This window comes from Pseudomonas sp. B15(2017) (genome assembly GCF_002113215.1).
Lineage (GTDB): Bacteria > Pseudomonadota > Gammaproteobacteria > Pseudomonadales > Pseudomonadaceae > Aquipseudomonas.
The window spans coordinates 42,327-58,362 of the sequence record NZ_NEJZ01000001.1; the positions used below are offsets into that span (position 1 = coordinate 42,327).

The window sequence follows — 16,036 nt, forward strand, 5'->3', positions numbered from 1 at the left end:
GTGGGAATGCTGCCCGGGACGCTCCGCGTCCCTAAAGCGGACGCAGAGCGTCCATTAAGGCATTCCCACGCAGAGCGTGGGAACGATCAGTCATCTAGTAAGACGATCATCAGGCAAGATTTTCGTCAGTGGTCGGCACGATCAGGATGCCCGCCCGCAGGCCGTTCTTGACCTTGGGATTGGGGAAAATGATCCGCGCGCCCTGCTCTTCGATGATCCAGCGGGTATTGGCCAGGTCTTCGGCCAGCACATAACCCACATCCAGTTCCGAAAAGTTTTCGATGTCCGCCGGCAGGTTCAGGCGGAACGCATCGCTGTGCTTGATGATTTCCCGCGCCACGCTGAACAGTTGCAGACCGTCCAGGCCCTGCTCGGCCATCTCAGGCTCAGTGCCTTCGATGATCTGCTTCAGACGGGTTTCCAGCAGCGACACATTGACCCCGGCGTTCTGTCCGAACGGCCGCGCCTTGCCCAGCTCCAGCGTGAAGGACTCTGCACCCAGCTTGTCGTAGGTGTAGGAGCTGAACACGATCGACGGTTTGTTCTGCAACAGCACCGCTTCCATGCCGGCGGCGCGCAGGCGGGCCAGCTCGAGACGGGAATGCTGGCGACCTTCCTTCCACGGATACAAAGCGAACTGCTCGATCTTCGAACCACGAATCGCGGTGTGCAGGTCGTAGTGCAGACGCTGACGATCAGGAAGACTGAAGAAACTTGCCGCCAGACGTTCCAGCTCGCAGGCGCGCAGGGCTTCGGAGCCGCTGCTTTGTTCGTGACGGCCATTGAACAGTCGATTGACATCCTGCTCTACGAAACGCTCGCCCTTGCGAATCGCTTCCGGGTTGCCGAACAGGAACAGAATGCGTGCGCGCGGCTTCAGGTCGCCGCGAGCGATGTCATGCAGCAGCCGGTCGAGCAATTCGATCGGTGCCGTTTCGTTGCCGTGGATGCCTGCCGACAACAGCAGGTCCAGGCCATTGTCGCGCGCTTCGGGTGGCCGGACTTCCAGCGCACCCTCGCTCAACCAGCGCATGCGCACGCCTTCGACAGTCAGTTGAGTCTTCTCCGCCGGTTCACGGCCGGCGAGGGTCAGTTCAAGCAGTTTGCCGAGGGCGAGCATAGAGCGGTTTCCTTAGTGGTCGTGATTGCAATCCGGGCCGTGCACGTGGCCGTCCTCGTCGCCGAGGTCAGCCGGTTCCATCTCCAGTTGCAGACTTACCAGATTAGTCGCCAATGGACGCAACAGCAGGTTGGCGTACTCTTCGTCGCCCTCTTCGACGTCCACGCCGATCAGCAGTTGGCCGCGGCCGTCCTGCTGGATCCACAGCTCTTTGCCTTGCCACATGACCGCGACGCGGGTGCAGGAAGTTTGCAGTTGCGTGCCGTCAGTGTCTTCAAGGATCAGCTGCAGGGAATCGCTCATGTTTTACGCTCTCTTGGGGAGATGAAACCGTGCGCCGCGACGAGGCGGCGCACCGGTCATCAATTGATCTGGAATGGATAAACCGCGCCCAGTTTAAGGATTTGCGTCAGTTCATCCAGTGCCGTCCGGCATTCAAGCAGCAATTGCGGATCCGCCAGATCACTTTCGGTCAGGCGGTCGCGGTAGTGCTTTTCAACCCATGCGGTCAACGAACCGTACAACGGGGCGGTCATGATAACCCCTGGGTTGACGGCCGCCAGCTCGGTTTCGTTGAGCGCGACGCGCAGTCGCAGGCACGCCGGGCCACCACCGTTTTGCATGCTTTGCTTGAGGTCGAAGACTTTCACTTCGCGGATCAGGCCGCCGGAGCTGATCAGGCCTTGCAGGTAATTCCACACGCGCTCGTTGCCACGGCACTCTTCCGGCACGATCAACAGCATCGAACCGTCAGGACGCGACAGCAACTGGCTGTTGAACAGGTAGGAACGCACCGCATCGTCCACAGTGACCGCCGAACGCGGCACGCAGACCGACTGGAAGTTGCCGCCGACCTTGGCCAGTTTGGCTTGCAGTTCGGCCAGCATCTGATCGGTGTCGAGGAACGCGTCCTCGTGATAGAACAGCACCTCGCCGTTGCCCACCGCGATCACGTCGTTGTGGAACACGCCCTGATCGATCACCGCCGGGTTCTGCTGCGCGTAGACCACGCCGTCGTCACGCAGGCCGTGCAGACGGGCAACCGCTTGCGACGCTTCGAGGGTCTGGCGCGCCGGGTATTTCTGCGGTGCCGGGTAGCGGGTGTCGAACGCACTGCGACCGAACACGAAGAACTCAACGCCAGCCTCGCCGTACTCACGGCAGAAACGCGTGTGGTTGGCTGCGCCTTCGTCGCCGAACTGCGCCACCGCCGGCAACGCGGCGTGGTGAGCGAAGTGTTGCTGGTTGGCGAACATCGCGCCCAGCACGCGACTGGTGGTCGGGTGCTCGATGCTGCGGTGGTATTTGCAGTTCAGGTTGGCGGCGGTGAAGTGCACGCGACCGTCAGCGGTGTCGGCGCTCGGGCTGACCGTAGCGGCGTTGGCCACCCACATGCTCGACGCCGAGCAACTGGCGACCAGCAGCGGCATCGCTTCTTTTGCAGCGCGCTCGATCACCTGAGCGTCGGTGCCGCTGAAACCCAGACGGCGCAAGGCAGCCACGTCCGGACGCTCCTGTGGTGCGAGGACGCCCTGCTGAAAGCCCATTTCCATCAGCGCTTTCATTTTTGCCAGACCTTGCAGCGCCGCTTCCTTCGGGTTCGAGGATTGCTGGCTGTTGCTCTGGGACGCAACGTTGCCGTAGGACAGACCACCGTAGTTATGGGTCGGCCCCACTAGACCGTCAAAATTGACTTCATAGGATTTCATCAGCGAGGCTCCACGAGAATCTGTTGTTATAGGCATCGGGTAACAATTCAATAAGACCGAGTCGCGGCCTTCGCGAGCAAGCTCGCTCCCACAGGGATCTCATCGTCCTTGTGGGAGCTGGCTTGCCGGCGATGGGCATCACGCCATCTTCACGCCAGGCGTCAGGGCCGCCGGCAACACCAGGCTCGGGGTTTCGAGCGAGGCCACCGGGTACGCGCAGTAATCCGCCGCGTAGTAGGCGCTGGCTCGGTGGTTGCCCGAAGCGCCGACACCGCCGAACGGTGCGCTGCTGGCAGCACCGGTCAATTGCTTGTTCCAGTTGACGATCCCGGCACGGCTTTCCAGCCAGAACTGCTGGTAGCGCTCTTCGGAATCCGACAGGAGGCCGGCGGCCAGGCCAAACGCGGTGTTATTGGCTTCGGCAATCGCCGCCGCGAAGTCGGCATAGCGGATCACCTGCAACAGCGGGCCGAACAGTTCTTCATCGGAGCGCTCGGCAACCGCCGTCACATCAACGATGCCGGGGGTCAGCAGCGCCGACTGCGCCTGTGGCTGCGTCATTGCCAGCAGCGACACCGCGCCGTTGGCCAGCAGATGCGCCTGGGCATCCATCAACGCTTTTGCCGCGCCGAGGGAAACCACCGAGCCCATGAACGGCGCCGGTTGCTGATCGAAAGCACCGACCTCGATGGTCGAGCTGACTTCCACCAGACGCTTGAGCAGGCTGTCGCCCCACGCGCCTTGCGGCACCAGCAGACGACGGGCGCAGGTGCAGCGCTGACCGGCGGAAATGAATGCTGACTGAATGATCGTGTAGACCGCTGCGTCGAGGTCGGCGACCTGATCGACCACCAGCGGGTTGTTGCCGCCCATTTCCAGCGCGAGGATCTTGTCCGGACGACCGGCGAACTGCTGGTGCAGGTGATTGCCGGTACGGCTCGAGCCGGTGAAAAACAGACCGTCGATGCCCGGGTTTGCCGCCAGTGCGATACCGGTTTCGCGGGCACCTTGCAGCAGGTTCAGCACGCCGGCCGGCAGACCGGCCTCGATCCAGCACTTGACCGTCAGTTCGGCGACTTTCGGGGTCAGCTCGCTGGGCTTGAACAGCACGCTGTTACCGGCCAGCAGCGCCGGCACGATATGGCCGTTCGGCAAGTGGCCAGGGAAGTTGTAAGGGCCGAACACCGCGACCACGCCATGCGGCTTGTGGCGCAACACGGCGGTGGCGTCGCCCAACGGGCCGCTCTTCTCGCCGGTACGTTCGCGGTAGCTCTGCACCGAGATCGCGATCTTGTTGACCATGCTGGTGACTTCGGTCGCGGCTTCCCACAGCGGTTTGCCGGTTTCCTCACCGATGGTGCGGGCCAGTTCGTCGGCGTGTTTTTTCAGCGCGGCGGCGAACGCCTCGAGCACGCTGATGCGATCTTCCAGGGTACGACGGGCCCAGCCCGGGAACGCCTGACGCGCAGCCTGCACGGCCGACTCGACCTGAGCGGCGGTGGCGCCCTCCCCCGACCACAGCACTTGCTGGGTCACCGGGTTCAGCGATTGAAAGGCCTCGCCCTGACCGGCCAGCCACTCACCTGCGATGTATAGCGAATTCATTATTTCGACTCCCGTGCAGCGGACAACGCCACGGCGCGAACCTGATCGCCAGCGTTGAGTTGAAGACGTTTGGCGGTCAGCGGATCGACCACCAGCGTACCGGCGGCCAGACGGGCCGGCGCAGCCGTGATGCGGCAGTCTTCGCGTTTGCGGTTATGGATGATGAACGGCGTGGCATCGTCGCCCGGCGTGCCGATGGCCAGCACCAGCGCTTCGCTGTCACGCACCGCGCGGATCTTGCTGGTCTCGCACTCGATGGCCGGGCCGGCGTCGAAGATGTCGACGTAACCCTGATAGCTGAAGCCTTCGCTCTTGAGCATCGCCAGCGCAGGCTCGGTGTCCGGGTGAACCTGGCCGATGACATTGCGCGCGTCCGGCGACAGGAAGCAGGTGTACAGCGGGAATTTCGGCATCAGTTCAGCGATGAACGCCTTGTTGCCGACGCCGGTCAGGTAATCGGCCTGGCTGAATTCCATCTTGAAGAAGTGACGGCCCAGGCTTTCCCAGAACGGCGAACGGCCGGCGTCATCCGACACGCCGCGCATCTCGGCGATGATCTTGTTGCCGAACAATTCAGGGAATTCGGCGATGAACAGCATCCGCGCCTTGGACAGCATGCGGCCGTTGAGGCCGGTGCGGTAATCGGCGTGCAGGAACAGCGAGCACAGCTCGGAGTTGCCGGTCAGATCGTTGGCCAGGAACAGCGTCGGGATCTCGCGATAGATGTTCAGTTCCTGCGAGGCGCTGACGGTCAGGCCGACGCGAAAGTTGTACCACGGCTCGCGCAGACCGACAGCGCCGGCGATGGCGGAAATACCCACCACGCGACCGTTGTCGTCTTCGAGCACGAACAGGTAGTCCGCGTCGCCACGACCGGCTTCACCGCGAAAGGTCTTCTCGGCCCAGCCGACCCGGTGAGTCAGGCGCTCTTCGTTGGCCGGCAAGGTGGTCAGGCCGGTGCCGGTGCTGCGGGCCAGGTCGATCAGAGCGGACAAATCGCTGCTGCGTACGGGGCGAACAATCATGCTATCTCCTCAAACGGGCCGCCGTGGCCACCCGTGAAACTCGCTAAGGCGTTAAACCGCCACCAGGCGCACGCTGGCACCTTCACCGACGCCCAGGGCTTCGGCCGCTTCCAGATCCAGGGTCACCGGTTTGCCCGGCGCGTAATCCAGTTCCAGCAGTACCGCGCGGTAATCCTGCAACTGGGCATTGGCTACCAGATACTGGCGCCCGGCACCTTTGACCGGCTCGCCGAGCTTCACCGGCACCACACGGCTCTGGGCAATCGAACGGATCCCCGAAACCCGCGCATGCAGGGTCGGGCCACCGTCGAAGATGTCGATGTAGTGATCGGTCTCAAAGCCTTCGCGCATCAGGATGTCGAAGGTGATCTGCGCACGCGGGTGCACCTGGCCCATCGCTTCCTGAGCGGAGTCCGGCAGCAACGGCACGTAGATCGGGTAATGCGGCATCAGTTCGGCGAGGAACGTGCGGCTTTTCAGGCCACACAGACGCTCGGCCTCGGCGTAGTTCAGGTCGAAGAAGTTACGACCGATGGCGTCCCAGAATGGCGAGTCGCCGTTCTCGTCGCTGTAACCGACGATCTCGGTCACCACCGAATCGGCGAAACGCTCCGGATGGCTGGCAACGAACAGCAGACGGCCACGGGAGTTGAGTTCGGCCCACGGCGAACCCACCAGCTCGCGCTGCACATAGAAACTGGTCAGCAAGCTGTTGCCGGTCAGGTCGTGGCATTGCGAGAGCACGTGGATCTTGTTGTGGATCTTCAGCTCGCGGGAGGCGTGCACGAAGGTCTCGTTGCGAAAACTGTAGAACGGCTCGGAATAACCGGCCGACGCAACGATCGCCGAGCAGCCCACCAGCTTGCCGGTGGCGGTGTCTTCGAGGACAAAGAAATAACTCTCTTCGCCGTTGAAGCTCACTTCGGCGGCAAACGAGGCTTCGCTCGCGGCAATCTTGTCGCTCAGGCGTTCAACGTCATCCGGCAAGGAAGTGACACCAATCGGGCTGTCCGCAGCCAGACGCTGTACCTCGCCCAGATCAGCCATTTGCGCGGGGCGCATCACCAGCATGGTGTCACTCCTTTCTCTTATAAATTCACAGTAAAAAAACGCCGGACACTGTGGGAGCGAGCTTGCTCGCGAAGGCGGTTCACTAGTCGACAAACAGGTTGTCTGACCCACCGCATTCGCGAGCAAGCTCGCTCCCACTTTGATTTGCCCGGCATCAAAATTGGGTTCGGCGCCTGAAAGCTCCAGGCGCCGAAGGATCTATCAGGCTTGCGTCAGTTTCGCTGCAGCACGTTCGAAACGATCCAGACCGGCGTCGATGTCCGCGTCTTCAACCACCAGGCTCGGGGCGAAACGGATCACGTCCGGGCCGGCCTGCAGAATCATCAGGCCTTCTTGTTCAGCGGCGTTGAAGATGTCCTTCGCCTTGCCTTTCCAGGCATCGCTCAGCACGCAACCGATCAGCAGACCGAGACCGCGCACCTGGGTGAACAGGCCGTACTTCTCGCCGATCTGTTGCAGGCGGGTCTTGAACTTGTCGTGCTTGGCGTTGACGCCGTTCAGCACCTCAGGGGTGTTGATCACGTCGATCACCGCTTCAGCCACGGCGCACGCCAACGGGTTGCCGCCGTAAGTGGTGCCGTGAGTGCCGACAACCAGATGCTTGGCCAGCGCTTCGGTGGTCAACATTGCGGCGATCGGGAAACCGCCGCCCAGGCTCTTGGCGCTGGTCAGGATGTCCGGAACCACGCCGAAATGCTGGTAGGCGAACAGGTTGCCGGTACGGCCCATGCCGGTCTGCACTTCGTCGAACACCAGCAGCGCGTTGTTCGCGTCGCACAGCTCACGGGCGCCTTGCAGGTACGCCTGCTCGGCCGGCAGTACGCCGCCCTCGCCCTGGATCGGTTCCAGAACGACCGCGCAGGTCTTGCCCGAAACAGCGGCTTTCAGCGCCGCCAGATCGTTGTACGGCACGTGGGTGATACCGGTGATTTTCGGGCCGAAACCGTCGGAATACTTCGACTGGCCGCCGACGTTCACGGTGAACAGGGTGCGGCCGTGGAAGCTGTTGAGCGCGGCGATGATTTCGTACTTCTCGGTGCCGAAACGGTCGAACGCGACGCGACGGGCCAGCTTGAAGGCAGCCTCGTTGGCTTCGGCGCCGGAGTTGCAGAAGAACACGCGCTCGGCAAAGGTGGCGTCGATCAGCTTGTGCGCCAGGCGCAGGGCTGGTTCGTTGGTGAACACGTTGGACACGTGCCACAGCTTGTTCGCTTGCTCGGTCAAGGCACCAACCAGCGCCGGGTGCGCATGGCCCAATACGTTGACGGCGATACCGCCGGCGAAGTCGATCAGCTCGCGGCCGGCCTGATCCCAGACGCGGGAACCGGCGCCACGCACCGGAATGAAAGCGGCAGGCGCGTAGTTGGGAACCATAACCTGGTCGAAATCGGCGCGTTGTACCGCAGCGTGCTCAACGGACATCGGAGTCTCCTGATGAGGGCCACCCGCCTGAAACTGGCGAGCGATGGGGGGATTGTAAGGACAGTTTTGTGCCCGGCCTTGTCGCCAAGCGACAACTTCTTATAGCGCAAACCCCGGATTTTCCCGGGTTTACGGCAATGCGACATATAGCGTCGCAAAGGCGCAGTTTAAACTGCCGCCGGCCATTGCAGCAGGCCTGCGAGCATATCAATTGCGAAGGCGCTGCCTGTCATACATCTCTACCACCTGCCGATGGCCGGCTGCTGTTTTGCTTGGGCTCCATTTCGATGCTCAAGGACGCCAACAATGCCATCCAATACCGGGCACTTGCCCGCCCTTCCACTCACGCCCGGCGCGGCGGCACTCAACCCTCCGTCTCACTATGAACCGCTGGTCAAAGCGCTTCCCGAATGGCTGGGCAAGGCCTCACCAGCCCGGCGCCTCGCCTTGAAGAACAACCGCCACCGCCTCCACCATGCCGTGAAGGCAGCCCCGCGAGAGCAGCACGATGCCCTCAGAACGCTCATTGTCGAGTACATGAAGGCGCAAAACGGTGTCGATCAGGTGCTCGATCGCGTTCAGGACGCCAGCACCTTCGCCGAACCGCTGCTGACCGAGGCGCTCAAATCAAGCTTCGGCGTTGACGTGAATGTCAGAGAAACCTTCCTGCACTTGTACATCCCCGTGACCGCTTCCGGCATTACCACCGGCACCCGGACATGGACGGTGTCTCTGCTCGACGCGGCCTTGCATAACTTCGAGACCGACGAAACCGTCGCCGACGCCTATGCCGCCGGCTCATCATTCGTCACCCGACCCTCGGCAAGCGGGGCATACGAAACGCTGGCGCCCCTCAACATGAATCCGGGGATTGCCCCTTTCACCCGACTGTGCCGGGAACTGGACATCGGCAGCCGCTACAAAACCTATCTCGAAGAAAACCTGGCAGTGTCCAGTCCGGTGGCTGCCGCAGTCTTGCGCCACAAGATCAATGCGGCGCAAAAAGCCGCACTGCGCGCCGCCCTGAAACTGGCGCGGATGAAGGGCGATATCGACCACGCGCATCTGCATGCGATTGAACGTCTGCTCGATGGTGCCCACAACGTGCAAATGAATGGCCAGCCGCTGCTGTGCCAGGACCTGACGATGATGTCGGTCGAACTGACCGGGATTGTGCTGTTCGCACCCAACCTCGAACAGGTACGAACCGCGGCGCAAGTGGTGGCTTACATACCTGGCCACCCTGAACACCCGGTCAAGCAATACGCGTCTACAGCCCAACTGACAGAAGCGCTGATCCGGCAATTGCGCGAAGCGGCCTTCCAGCGATTCTTCAGCCGTTTTGTCGCCCACGATCAACGCGGGCAATTCTTCGGCCAGCTCAGGCAGCGCCTGAGTCAGGTTACCTATCACAAGCCACAGGCCGGCGATTTATCGCCTCCCTGGCGCGAAACGCCAGTCGCAAGGCCGATTCTGCAAATTGCCGCTACGCCCATCGCCGGCGAACTCTGGGAACACCTCTATCAGCGCAAGTTGAACAAGATACTCAACGATGCCGCCGCGATCGCGATTTCCACTGCGACGGTTGATCGCAACGCTCGCTGGCAGCGCTGGGATGCACTGGTCAGTGTCGCCGAGTCGATCCTGGAAGCGGCCGCGTTCGTTGTTCTGCCGTTCGTGCCGTTTCTGGGTGAAATGATGATGGCGTACATCACTTACCAGTTGCTTGACGAAGTCTTCACGTTCGTTGTCGATCTGTCCGAAGGACTCACCACCGAAGCTTGCGAACACTTTTTTGCCGCACTGGAATCCATGATCCAGCTCGGTTCATTCGGAGTCGGAACCGGCATTGCCATGGCGGAACTCCCCAAAGTATTACCGCCCGAAGTGGTGGCGTTCATGGATCGCTTCCAGCCGGTGAAACTGCGCAATGGCAAGACCCTGTACTGGAAACCGGACCTGAAACCCTACGAGAGCCCATTGACCCCAGCGGCCGATTCCAGTCACGACGCACAGGGTCTGCACCTGCTCGACGGAAAAAAACTGCTGCCTGCCGACCAGGCGCACTACACCGTCAGCGATCACGAACATCCCGGCAAGCTGCGCATCGAACACCCCACCGATCCGGATGCCTATCAGCCGATTGTGCGGCACAACGGCGAAGGTGCGTTTCATACCGAGCTGGAAAACCCGCTGCAATGGGACCGCGCCACCGCATTGCGACGTATCGGCCCACGCATGGAACCGTTTGCTGCGGCAAAGCGCGAGCGAATTCTGCAAGTCAGCGGTTACACCGAAGACGGGTTACGCAAAATGCACGTCAATCAGGAGCGAGTGCCACCCTTGCTGGCCGATACCATCGAGCGCTTCAAGATCGATCAGGACCTGCAGACCTTCATACAACAGCTCTCCAGCAACGACCCGACCGAGTACCGGATGGCCGATCCGTTGATTCAGCTGCAATTGCTCAACGAGCAGGGTTTGTGGCCTGCCAACCGGCGACTGCGCTTGCTCAACGCCCGGGGCGAAACCCTCTGGCAATCCTCAAGCGATGCGCAGCTTGCGCTGACAGACATTCACCAAGGCCAGCTGACCGACGGTGATCTGCTCAAGACCATGCTGGAATCGCTCAGCGAGTCCGAAAAAAACACGCTGCTCGACGAAGAATTCGGGCAGGTGCTTTCCATTGAATCCCGCACCCGGCGACTGCGCGCCAGACTCGCCGGAATCGCCGATCAACAGCGCCCGAACCTGTTCGAAAAACGCTATCAGTCACTTCAGCACCGCGAGGCTCCACTGATAAAGGCGGTGGCCCGGCATGTGCCGCAACTGCCCGTCAGAATTGCCGAAGAGCTCATAGACACCGCCACGGGCACCGAGCTGCTGCAACTGGGCGAAGGACAGTTTCCGCAGCGTCAGCAAGAGCTTTCCCAAACCGCCATGCACGAGCTGCGCATCACCCGCGCCTATGAGGGGCTGGAAATCGATTCGGTGCGTAATCCGGATTCCGAGATACTGGCCCTGCACAGCCTGCAGCTGTTGCCCGGCTGGCCCGAAGGCCTGAGCCTGGAAGTCCGTGACCTGACGTTTGCCGGAAACAGACTCGATGGCACCGGCCCTATGGATGCAGCCATCAAGAAAATCCTGGTACGTCAGGCCGATGGCCTGTGGCAACCGTTCGATTCGGACGGATTGCAATTGCACGGTTCGACGGACTTTTACACCTGCGTGCTTCAAGCCTTGCCGGACGCCCAGCGTCAGGCGTTGAACCTGCAGATCGGCGAAGGAGCGAAACTCCAGCAACTCATACGCGACAACCCGCTGCCCCGCTCCAACCTGCGTCTCACGCTGACCGACGCACCGGTGCCGACCCCGACACGCGACACCTTGCGCCTTCTGGGCACCGAGGGTTATTCACGCAATCGATCGACGGACAGCTCGCCGCCTACCCTGGAAACACGCACCAGAAACGTGTTTCCAGGGATCACCCGGGACGGCCTGCAAGCGATGGTGCAACACCTGCAAAATCTTCCGGGAAATCCGGTTGCCGAACTCTCGCGCCTGCGCCTCGAATACGCACGCCTGGAGAGCGACCTCGATCAATGGCGGTTCAGGGCCATGCGGACCGATCCTGCGACCGGCCGGGAACTGTCCCTCGCCCAGCGGGAAGCCGCAGAGCGCAATCGCCATTTGTTTGCCCGCACCCTGCTCAGTTGCTGGCGCCGGGAAACCCTGGACCGAATTGGCTATCGCCTGCAGTTCAACGAACCGCTGTTGGGCGATCTCCCGCAGCTGTCAGCCGATTACAGCCATGTCGTCAGCCTGGAACTGAGTGGCAGCGGAACGTCCTCAGGCATCGCAGCGTTCATCAGTCACTTTCCTGAACTGAGGCGCCTCGATCTGCGCAACTTCGACCTGCACGATCTGCCAACAGTTATCGCAAAGCCCTCCCTGCGCCAACTTCGGCTGCGCACATGCGAGATCGTACTGACCCCGGAAAACCAGGCACTGCTGGCCTCCCTTGATGAATTGATCGAACTGGACCTCAAGGACAACCCGCTGGGCACACGCCTTGATGTCACCCGCATGTCATCGCTGACCTACCTCAATCTCTCCCGCACCGCGATCGCCGAGGTGCCTTTCGGGGTGATCGACCACCCGAGAATCAGAAGCGCATGGTTGAGCGAAAACCTGATCACCTCTGTGCCTGATGCCCTGTTTGAACTCACGCCCGATGTCGGCGCCGGGTACGACCTCTCGGGCAACCCGCTCTCTGCGGCCACGCGCGAACACATCAAAAACTATTTCACCCGGACCGGACTCAATTTCGGCGTGCGTGCCGAGCAGGCTGATATAGCCCGAACCCGGGCGCTGTTTCCGGATATCGATGACGGCCAGGCCAGCAGCCTGCTCTACAACCTGCCCGGCTCGCTGAATCAGGGTCGCCTGCAACTGACCGTGTGGGAAACGGAGCTGGCCACGCTGAACGCCGATCTGGCTTCATGGGCAAGAGATATTCCCGACCGCGATCCAATCAGTGGCACCACACTGGAGGCGAATGAGCGCTTTACCGAAATTGACGCCCGCGAAACTTTCGCCGGCAATCTGTTGCGCCTGTGGCGACACCGCTCAACCAGCCCTCCATACGTCAGAGCCGACGTCCTTTCGATCCAGGCCAACTTCAGGGGGGATTTGCCGGTATTGAACGCCGATTTCAGCCATATCACTCAGCTGACTCTCAACGGCAACAAGGGGATTGGCGGCAACACGGCATTCCTGAGAAGTTTCCCCCGACTCAGACAGCTGATGGTGCGCAACGGCAAGATTGATCAGTTGCACACGATGCTCAATGGCCTGCCGATGATGGAGATACTGGTCATGGAAAACTACGGTGTGACGTTCACTGCCGAGTCGCTGACAGCGCTGGCCAGCATGCCTGGGCTCGAGTCACTGGAACTGCCCGGCAACACGCTGGGGCTGGCGCCCGACCTGCAAATGCTGAACTCACTGACCTATCTCGATCTGTCGCGCACCGGCCTTAGGGAAATACCGTCCGGTCTGATCGGCCACCCGAGACTCAAGACCGTTATTCTCAGCGAGAACCAGATCACCGAGTTGCCGGAAGGTTTGTTCGAAATACCGAATCAGGTCGCCGACGGCTATGACCTGTCGAACAACCCGCTGAATGCGGCCACCCGCGAACGTATCAAGCAACACCAGCGTGAAGCCGGCCAGGATTTCGCGGTGCTCGCCGACCGCGCAGATATCGAGTCCATCCAGCAACTGTTTTCCGACCTCGATGATCAAGATGCCAGCGACGTGTTCTACAGCTTGCCGGGGTCGATCGAGCATGGTCGCAGCCAGGTCAGGCACTGGCAGGCGGAACTGCGTCAAATGAAAGACGAACTGTTGCGATGGGAGGCGGCTGCGCCGAACATTCACCCGCTTACGGGACAGAGGCTGACCCCGTGGCAGATGTCGGCGATGCGTACCAGCCGGCGGGTTTTCACCCAACGTATTGAAGAACTGTGGCGCCACCGGTCTGCCGAAAAACCCACGGAGCGAGGCGATGTACTGATGGCCAGTCTGACCTTCATTGGAGACTTGCCTGAGCTGTCGGCCGACTTCAGTCATATTCTCGACCTGACGCTCGATGGCAATCCGAATCTGGGCAATATCGACGCGTTCCTCTCGGGCTTTCCCGGCCTGCGCCACCTGGAATTGCATGATTTCAGACTCGAGCACCTGCCACAGGCTTGCGAACGCATGCCTTTACTGGAGCGTCTGGTGCTGGAGTCCTGTGGGCTGAGCCTCACACCGCAAACCCAGGCCCGCCTCTCTTCAATGAGCCGATTGCAGTTCCTCAATCTCAGCCATAACCCGCTGGGTGCCACACCACAGTTGAATACATTGCCGGCACTGGCCCGCCTGCGTCTGGTAGACGCCGGGATCTCTGAGCTGCCGGACGGCCTGATCGAACACCCGACGCTGAAAATGGCTGACTTCGATCAAAACCGGATCAGCGAACCGCCCGACAGTCTTTACCAACGCTCGGCACTGTCGCCCAAGCAATTCACCTTGAGGGATAACCCTCTGTCCCCGGCCGCTCGCGACCGGATCAAGACCCACTACCAGCGCGATCGGCAGAACTTCGGGGTATCGATGCCACAGGCCGACATCGACCGTGTACGCGCACTGTTTCCAGCACTGGACGCCGAGCAAGCGAATCAGTTGCTCTATTGGTTGCCGGGAACAATGGATGAGGGACGTGCCCGGATCGGCCACTGGGAAACAGAGTGGCAGCAGATGAATGCGACTCTCGGAGAATGGGCCGCAGAAATTCCCGAACGACATCCATCCAGCGGCATACGACTTACCGATGAGGAAAAAGCCGCTGAGCGCGCCGGGCGTGATCAATATCGCCGTGACCTGCAAGCGTTCTGGCGAGAACGCTCGACAGTCCGCCCCGAAGTTCGCTCGGACAGCCTGACTCTCAACCTGTCCTTGATCGGTGAATTGCCCCCACCGAGCGCAGACTTCAGCCACGTCACGGCGCTGTCGATAACCGGCACTGGCCGATTGCGCATCGGCGACAACTTCTTCAGCACGTTCACAGGGCTGAAGACTCTGGAATTGCGTGATTTGGGATTGCGGCAGATACCGGCCTCATTCAGGCAGATGTCAGCCATGGAAAGCCTGGTGCTGAGCAACTGCGCCTTGAAACTGGATGTCGAAGGTCGCGCCACTCTCGCCACGATGACAGGGCTGAAAAAACTCGATCTGTACAACAATCCGCTGGGGCTGGCACCGCACATTGATACCCTGCCGAATCTGGATTTTCTGGATCTGGCCAGCACCGGGTTGGACGAATTGCCTGCCGGGATAATCAATCATCCGACGCTGGGCATCGCCATTTTCAACAACAATCGCATCAGCGAAATTCCTGATGAGATTTTCAACTTGCCGGCAGAAAGCGGTGACGGCTACGACTTTGGCAAGAACCCCCTGAGCCCTGCGACTCGCGAGCGGGTCAAGGACTACTTCAGGCGTACCGGCAGTGATCTCGGCGTGCTTGCCGATGAGAGGGATCTCGCTCGGGTGCAAACCCTCTACCCCAGTCTGGATGATGAGCAGGCCAGCACCCTGTTTTATCGTTTGCCCGGCAGTCTGGCCGACGGTCGCAACGAACTGACACGTCTGGAAAAGGTACTGAGCGATCTCAACCGCAATCTCGCTCGCTGGATCAGCGACATTCCGCTCGATCCGCGCACCGGCGAGCCACTGTCCGAAACCGCGCGATCGCACCAGGAGCAACTGCGCTCACAGTTCGCCGAGGAACTGCTGACCTGCTGGCGCAAGGTTCCGCTGGAAGACTCGACCCTCGACGCTTACGCGTTCAACCATGCGATTAACTTCGCCGGAGACCTGCCGATACTGGGCACCGAATTTCCTCACGTACATGATCTGTATCTGACGGGCGACGGCCACTCGACGCGACTCGGGCATTTCCTTGAAGCGTTCCCCAATATCGACAGCCTGGCCATCCGGGCAATCCATCTGGGCGACATACCCAAGGACATTTACACCCTGAATCGACTGACAGCCCTGAGCCTTTCGGATTGCGGAATCAGCCTGACACCCGAATCTGTGGCGGCACTGGCAGGTATGGATAAGCTCGAGGTGCTCAACCTGAGCGACAATCCTCTGGGACTGACCCCCGACCTCAGCAACCTGCAGAGCCTGACCGAACTGGACCTGAGTCATACCGGAATCTCCGAAATCCCGAAAGGCGTGCTGGAGAACCTGCACTGGGGTGAGATTGACCTGTCCGGCAATGCCATTACCGAAGTGCCGGAAACCCTGATGGAAGTGCCCCCGACCATCGGTGACCGCTACGACTTGGGCGGCAACCCATTGTCGGCACAAAGCCTGGCGCGCATCCGCGCCTACTATGAGGAAACGGGTAACGACCTGAACGTCGCAGGCATTGACGGCACTCCACCACCACAGGTGAGGCCGGATATGGAAATAGAAGACTGATCGAGCTGCAGCCATGGCCGCTCGTGCCATGGCTGTATCGGTTA

8 protein-coding genes are annotated in these 16,036 nt (G+C 61.0%); 1 reads left to right on the plus strand and 7 read right to left on the minus strand.

Going from position 1 to position 16,036, the window contains the following annotated elements:
• Positions 1-109: 109 nt before the first annotated feature.
• From astE to CAF73_RS00260, 7 genes are all read right to left on the minus strand, one after another.
• On the minus strand, positions 110-1,120 hold the full coding sequence (gene astE, locus CAF73_RS00230) for a succinylglutamate desuccinylase (RefSeq protein WP_007951052.1): 1,011 nt from the start codon (positions 1,118-1,120) through the stop codon (positions 110-112).
• 12 nt (positions 1,121-1,132) lie between these two features.
• Complete coding sequence (locus CAF73_RS00235; RefSeq protein ID WP_085701587.1) at positions 1,133-1,423, minus strand: topoisomerase II; 291 nt, start codon at positions 1,421-1,423, stop codon at positions 1,133-1,135.
• 59 nt (positions 1,424-1,482) lie between these two features.
• Positions 1,483-2,829, minus strand: coding sequence for an N-succinylarginine dihydrolase (astB, locus tag CAF73_RS00240; RefSeq protein ID WP_085701588.1), 1,347 nt, complete (start codon positions 2,827-2,829; stop codon positions 1,483-1,485).
• Positions 2,830-2,967: 138 nt separating this feature from the next.
• A complete protein-coding gene (gene astD, locus CAF73_RS00245; protein ID WP_176247697.1) occupies positions 2,968-4,437 on the minus strand; it encodes a succinylglutamate-semialdehyde dehydrogenase in 1,470 nt (489 codons plus the stop codon).
• Positions 4,434-5,459: an arginine N-succinyltransferase gene (astA, locus tag CAF73_RS00250; protein WP_011335534.1), complete on the minus strand. Its 1,026-nt coding sequence runs from the start codon at positions 5,457-5,459 to the stop codon at positions 4,434-4,436. The genes astD and astA overlap by 4 nt, the downstream gene beginning before the upstream one ends.
• Positions 5,460-5,510: 51 nt before the next feature.
• Entirely contained in the window at positions 5,511-6,530 is a 1,020-nt protein-coding gene (aruF, locus tag CAF73_RS00255; RefSeq protein ID WP_064598807.1) for an arginine/ornithine succinyltransferase subunit alpha, read from the minus strand.
• A gap of 201 nt (positions 6,531-6,731) precedes the next feature.
• A complete protein-coding gene (locus tag CAF73_RS00260; protein ID WP_085701590.1) occupies positions 6,732-7,952 on the minus strand; it encodes an aspartate aminotransferase family protein in 1,221 nt (406 codons plus the stop codon).
• Positions 7,953-8,258: 306 nt separating this feature from the next.
• On the opposite strand from CAF73_RS00260, the gene CAF73_RS00265 reads away from it, so the two are divergent.
• Positions 8,259-15,992, plus strand: a complete 7,734-nt coding sequence (locus tag CAF73_RS00265; RefSeq protein ID WP_085701591.1) for a dermonecrotic toxin domain-containing protein — start codon at positions 8,259-8,261, stop codon at positions 15,990-15,992.
• Positions 15,993-16,036 lie beyond the last annotated feature (44 nt).

What these genes read in the sequence shown, in the direction of transcription:
- astB (WP_085701588.1), bottom strand. Translation starts at nt 2,829, where the DNA reads ATGAAATCCTATGAAGTCAATTTTGACGGTCTAGTGGGGCCGACCCAT.
- CAF73_RS00260 (WP_085701590.1), bottom strand. Translation starts at nt 7,952, where the DNA reads ATGTCCGTTGAGCACGCTGCGGTACAACGCGCCGATTTCGACCAGGTT.
- astA (WP_011335534.1), bottom strand. Translation starts at nt 5,459, where the DNA reads ATGATTGTTCGCCCCGTACGCAGCAGCGATTTGTCCGCTCTGATCGAC.
- aruF (WP_064598807.1), bottom strand. Translation starts at nt 6,530, where the DNA reads ATGCTGGTGATGCGCCCCGCGCAAATGGCTGATCTGGGCGAGGTACAG.
- astE (WP_007951052.1), bottom strand. Translation starts at nt 1,120, where the DNA reads ATGCTCGCCCTCGGCAAACTGCTTGAACTGACCCTCGCCGGCCGTGAA.
- CAF73_RS00235 (WP_085701587.1), bottom strand. Translation starts at nt 1,423, where the DNA reads ATGAGCGATTCCCTGCAGCTGATCCTTGAAGACACTGACGGCACGCAA.
- CAF73_RS00265 (WP_085701591.1), top strand. Translation starts at nt 8,259, where the DNA reads ATGCCATCCAATACCGGGCACTTGCCCGCCCTTCCACTCACGCCCGGC.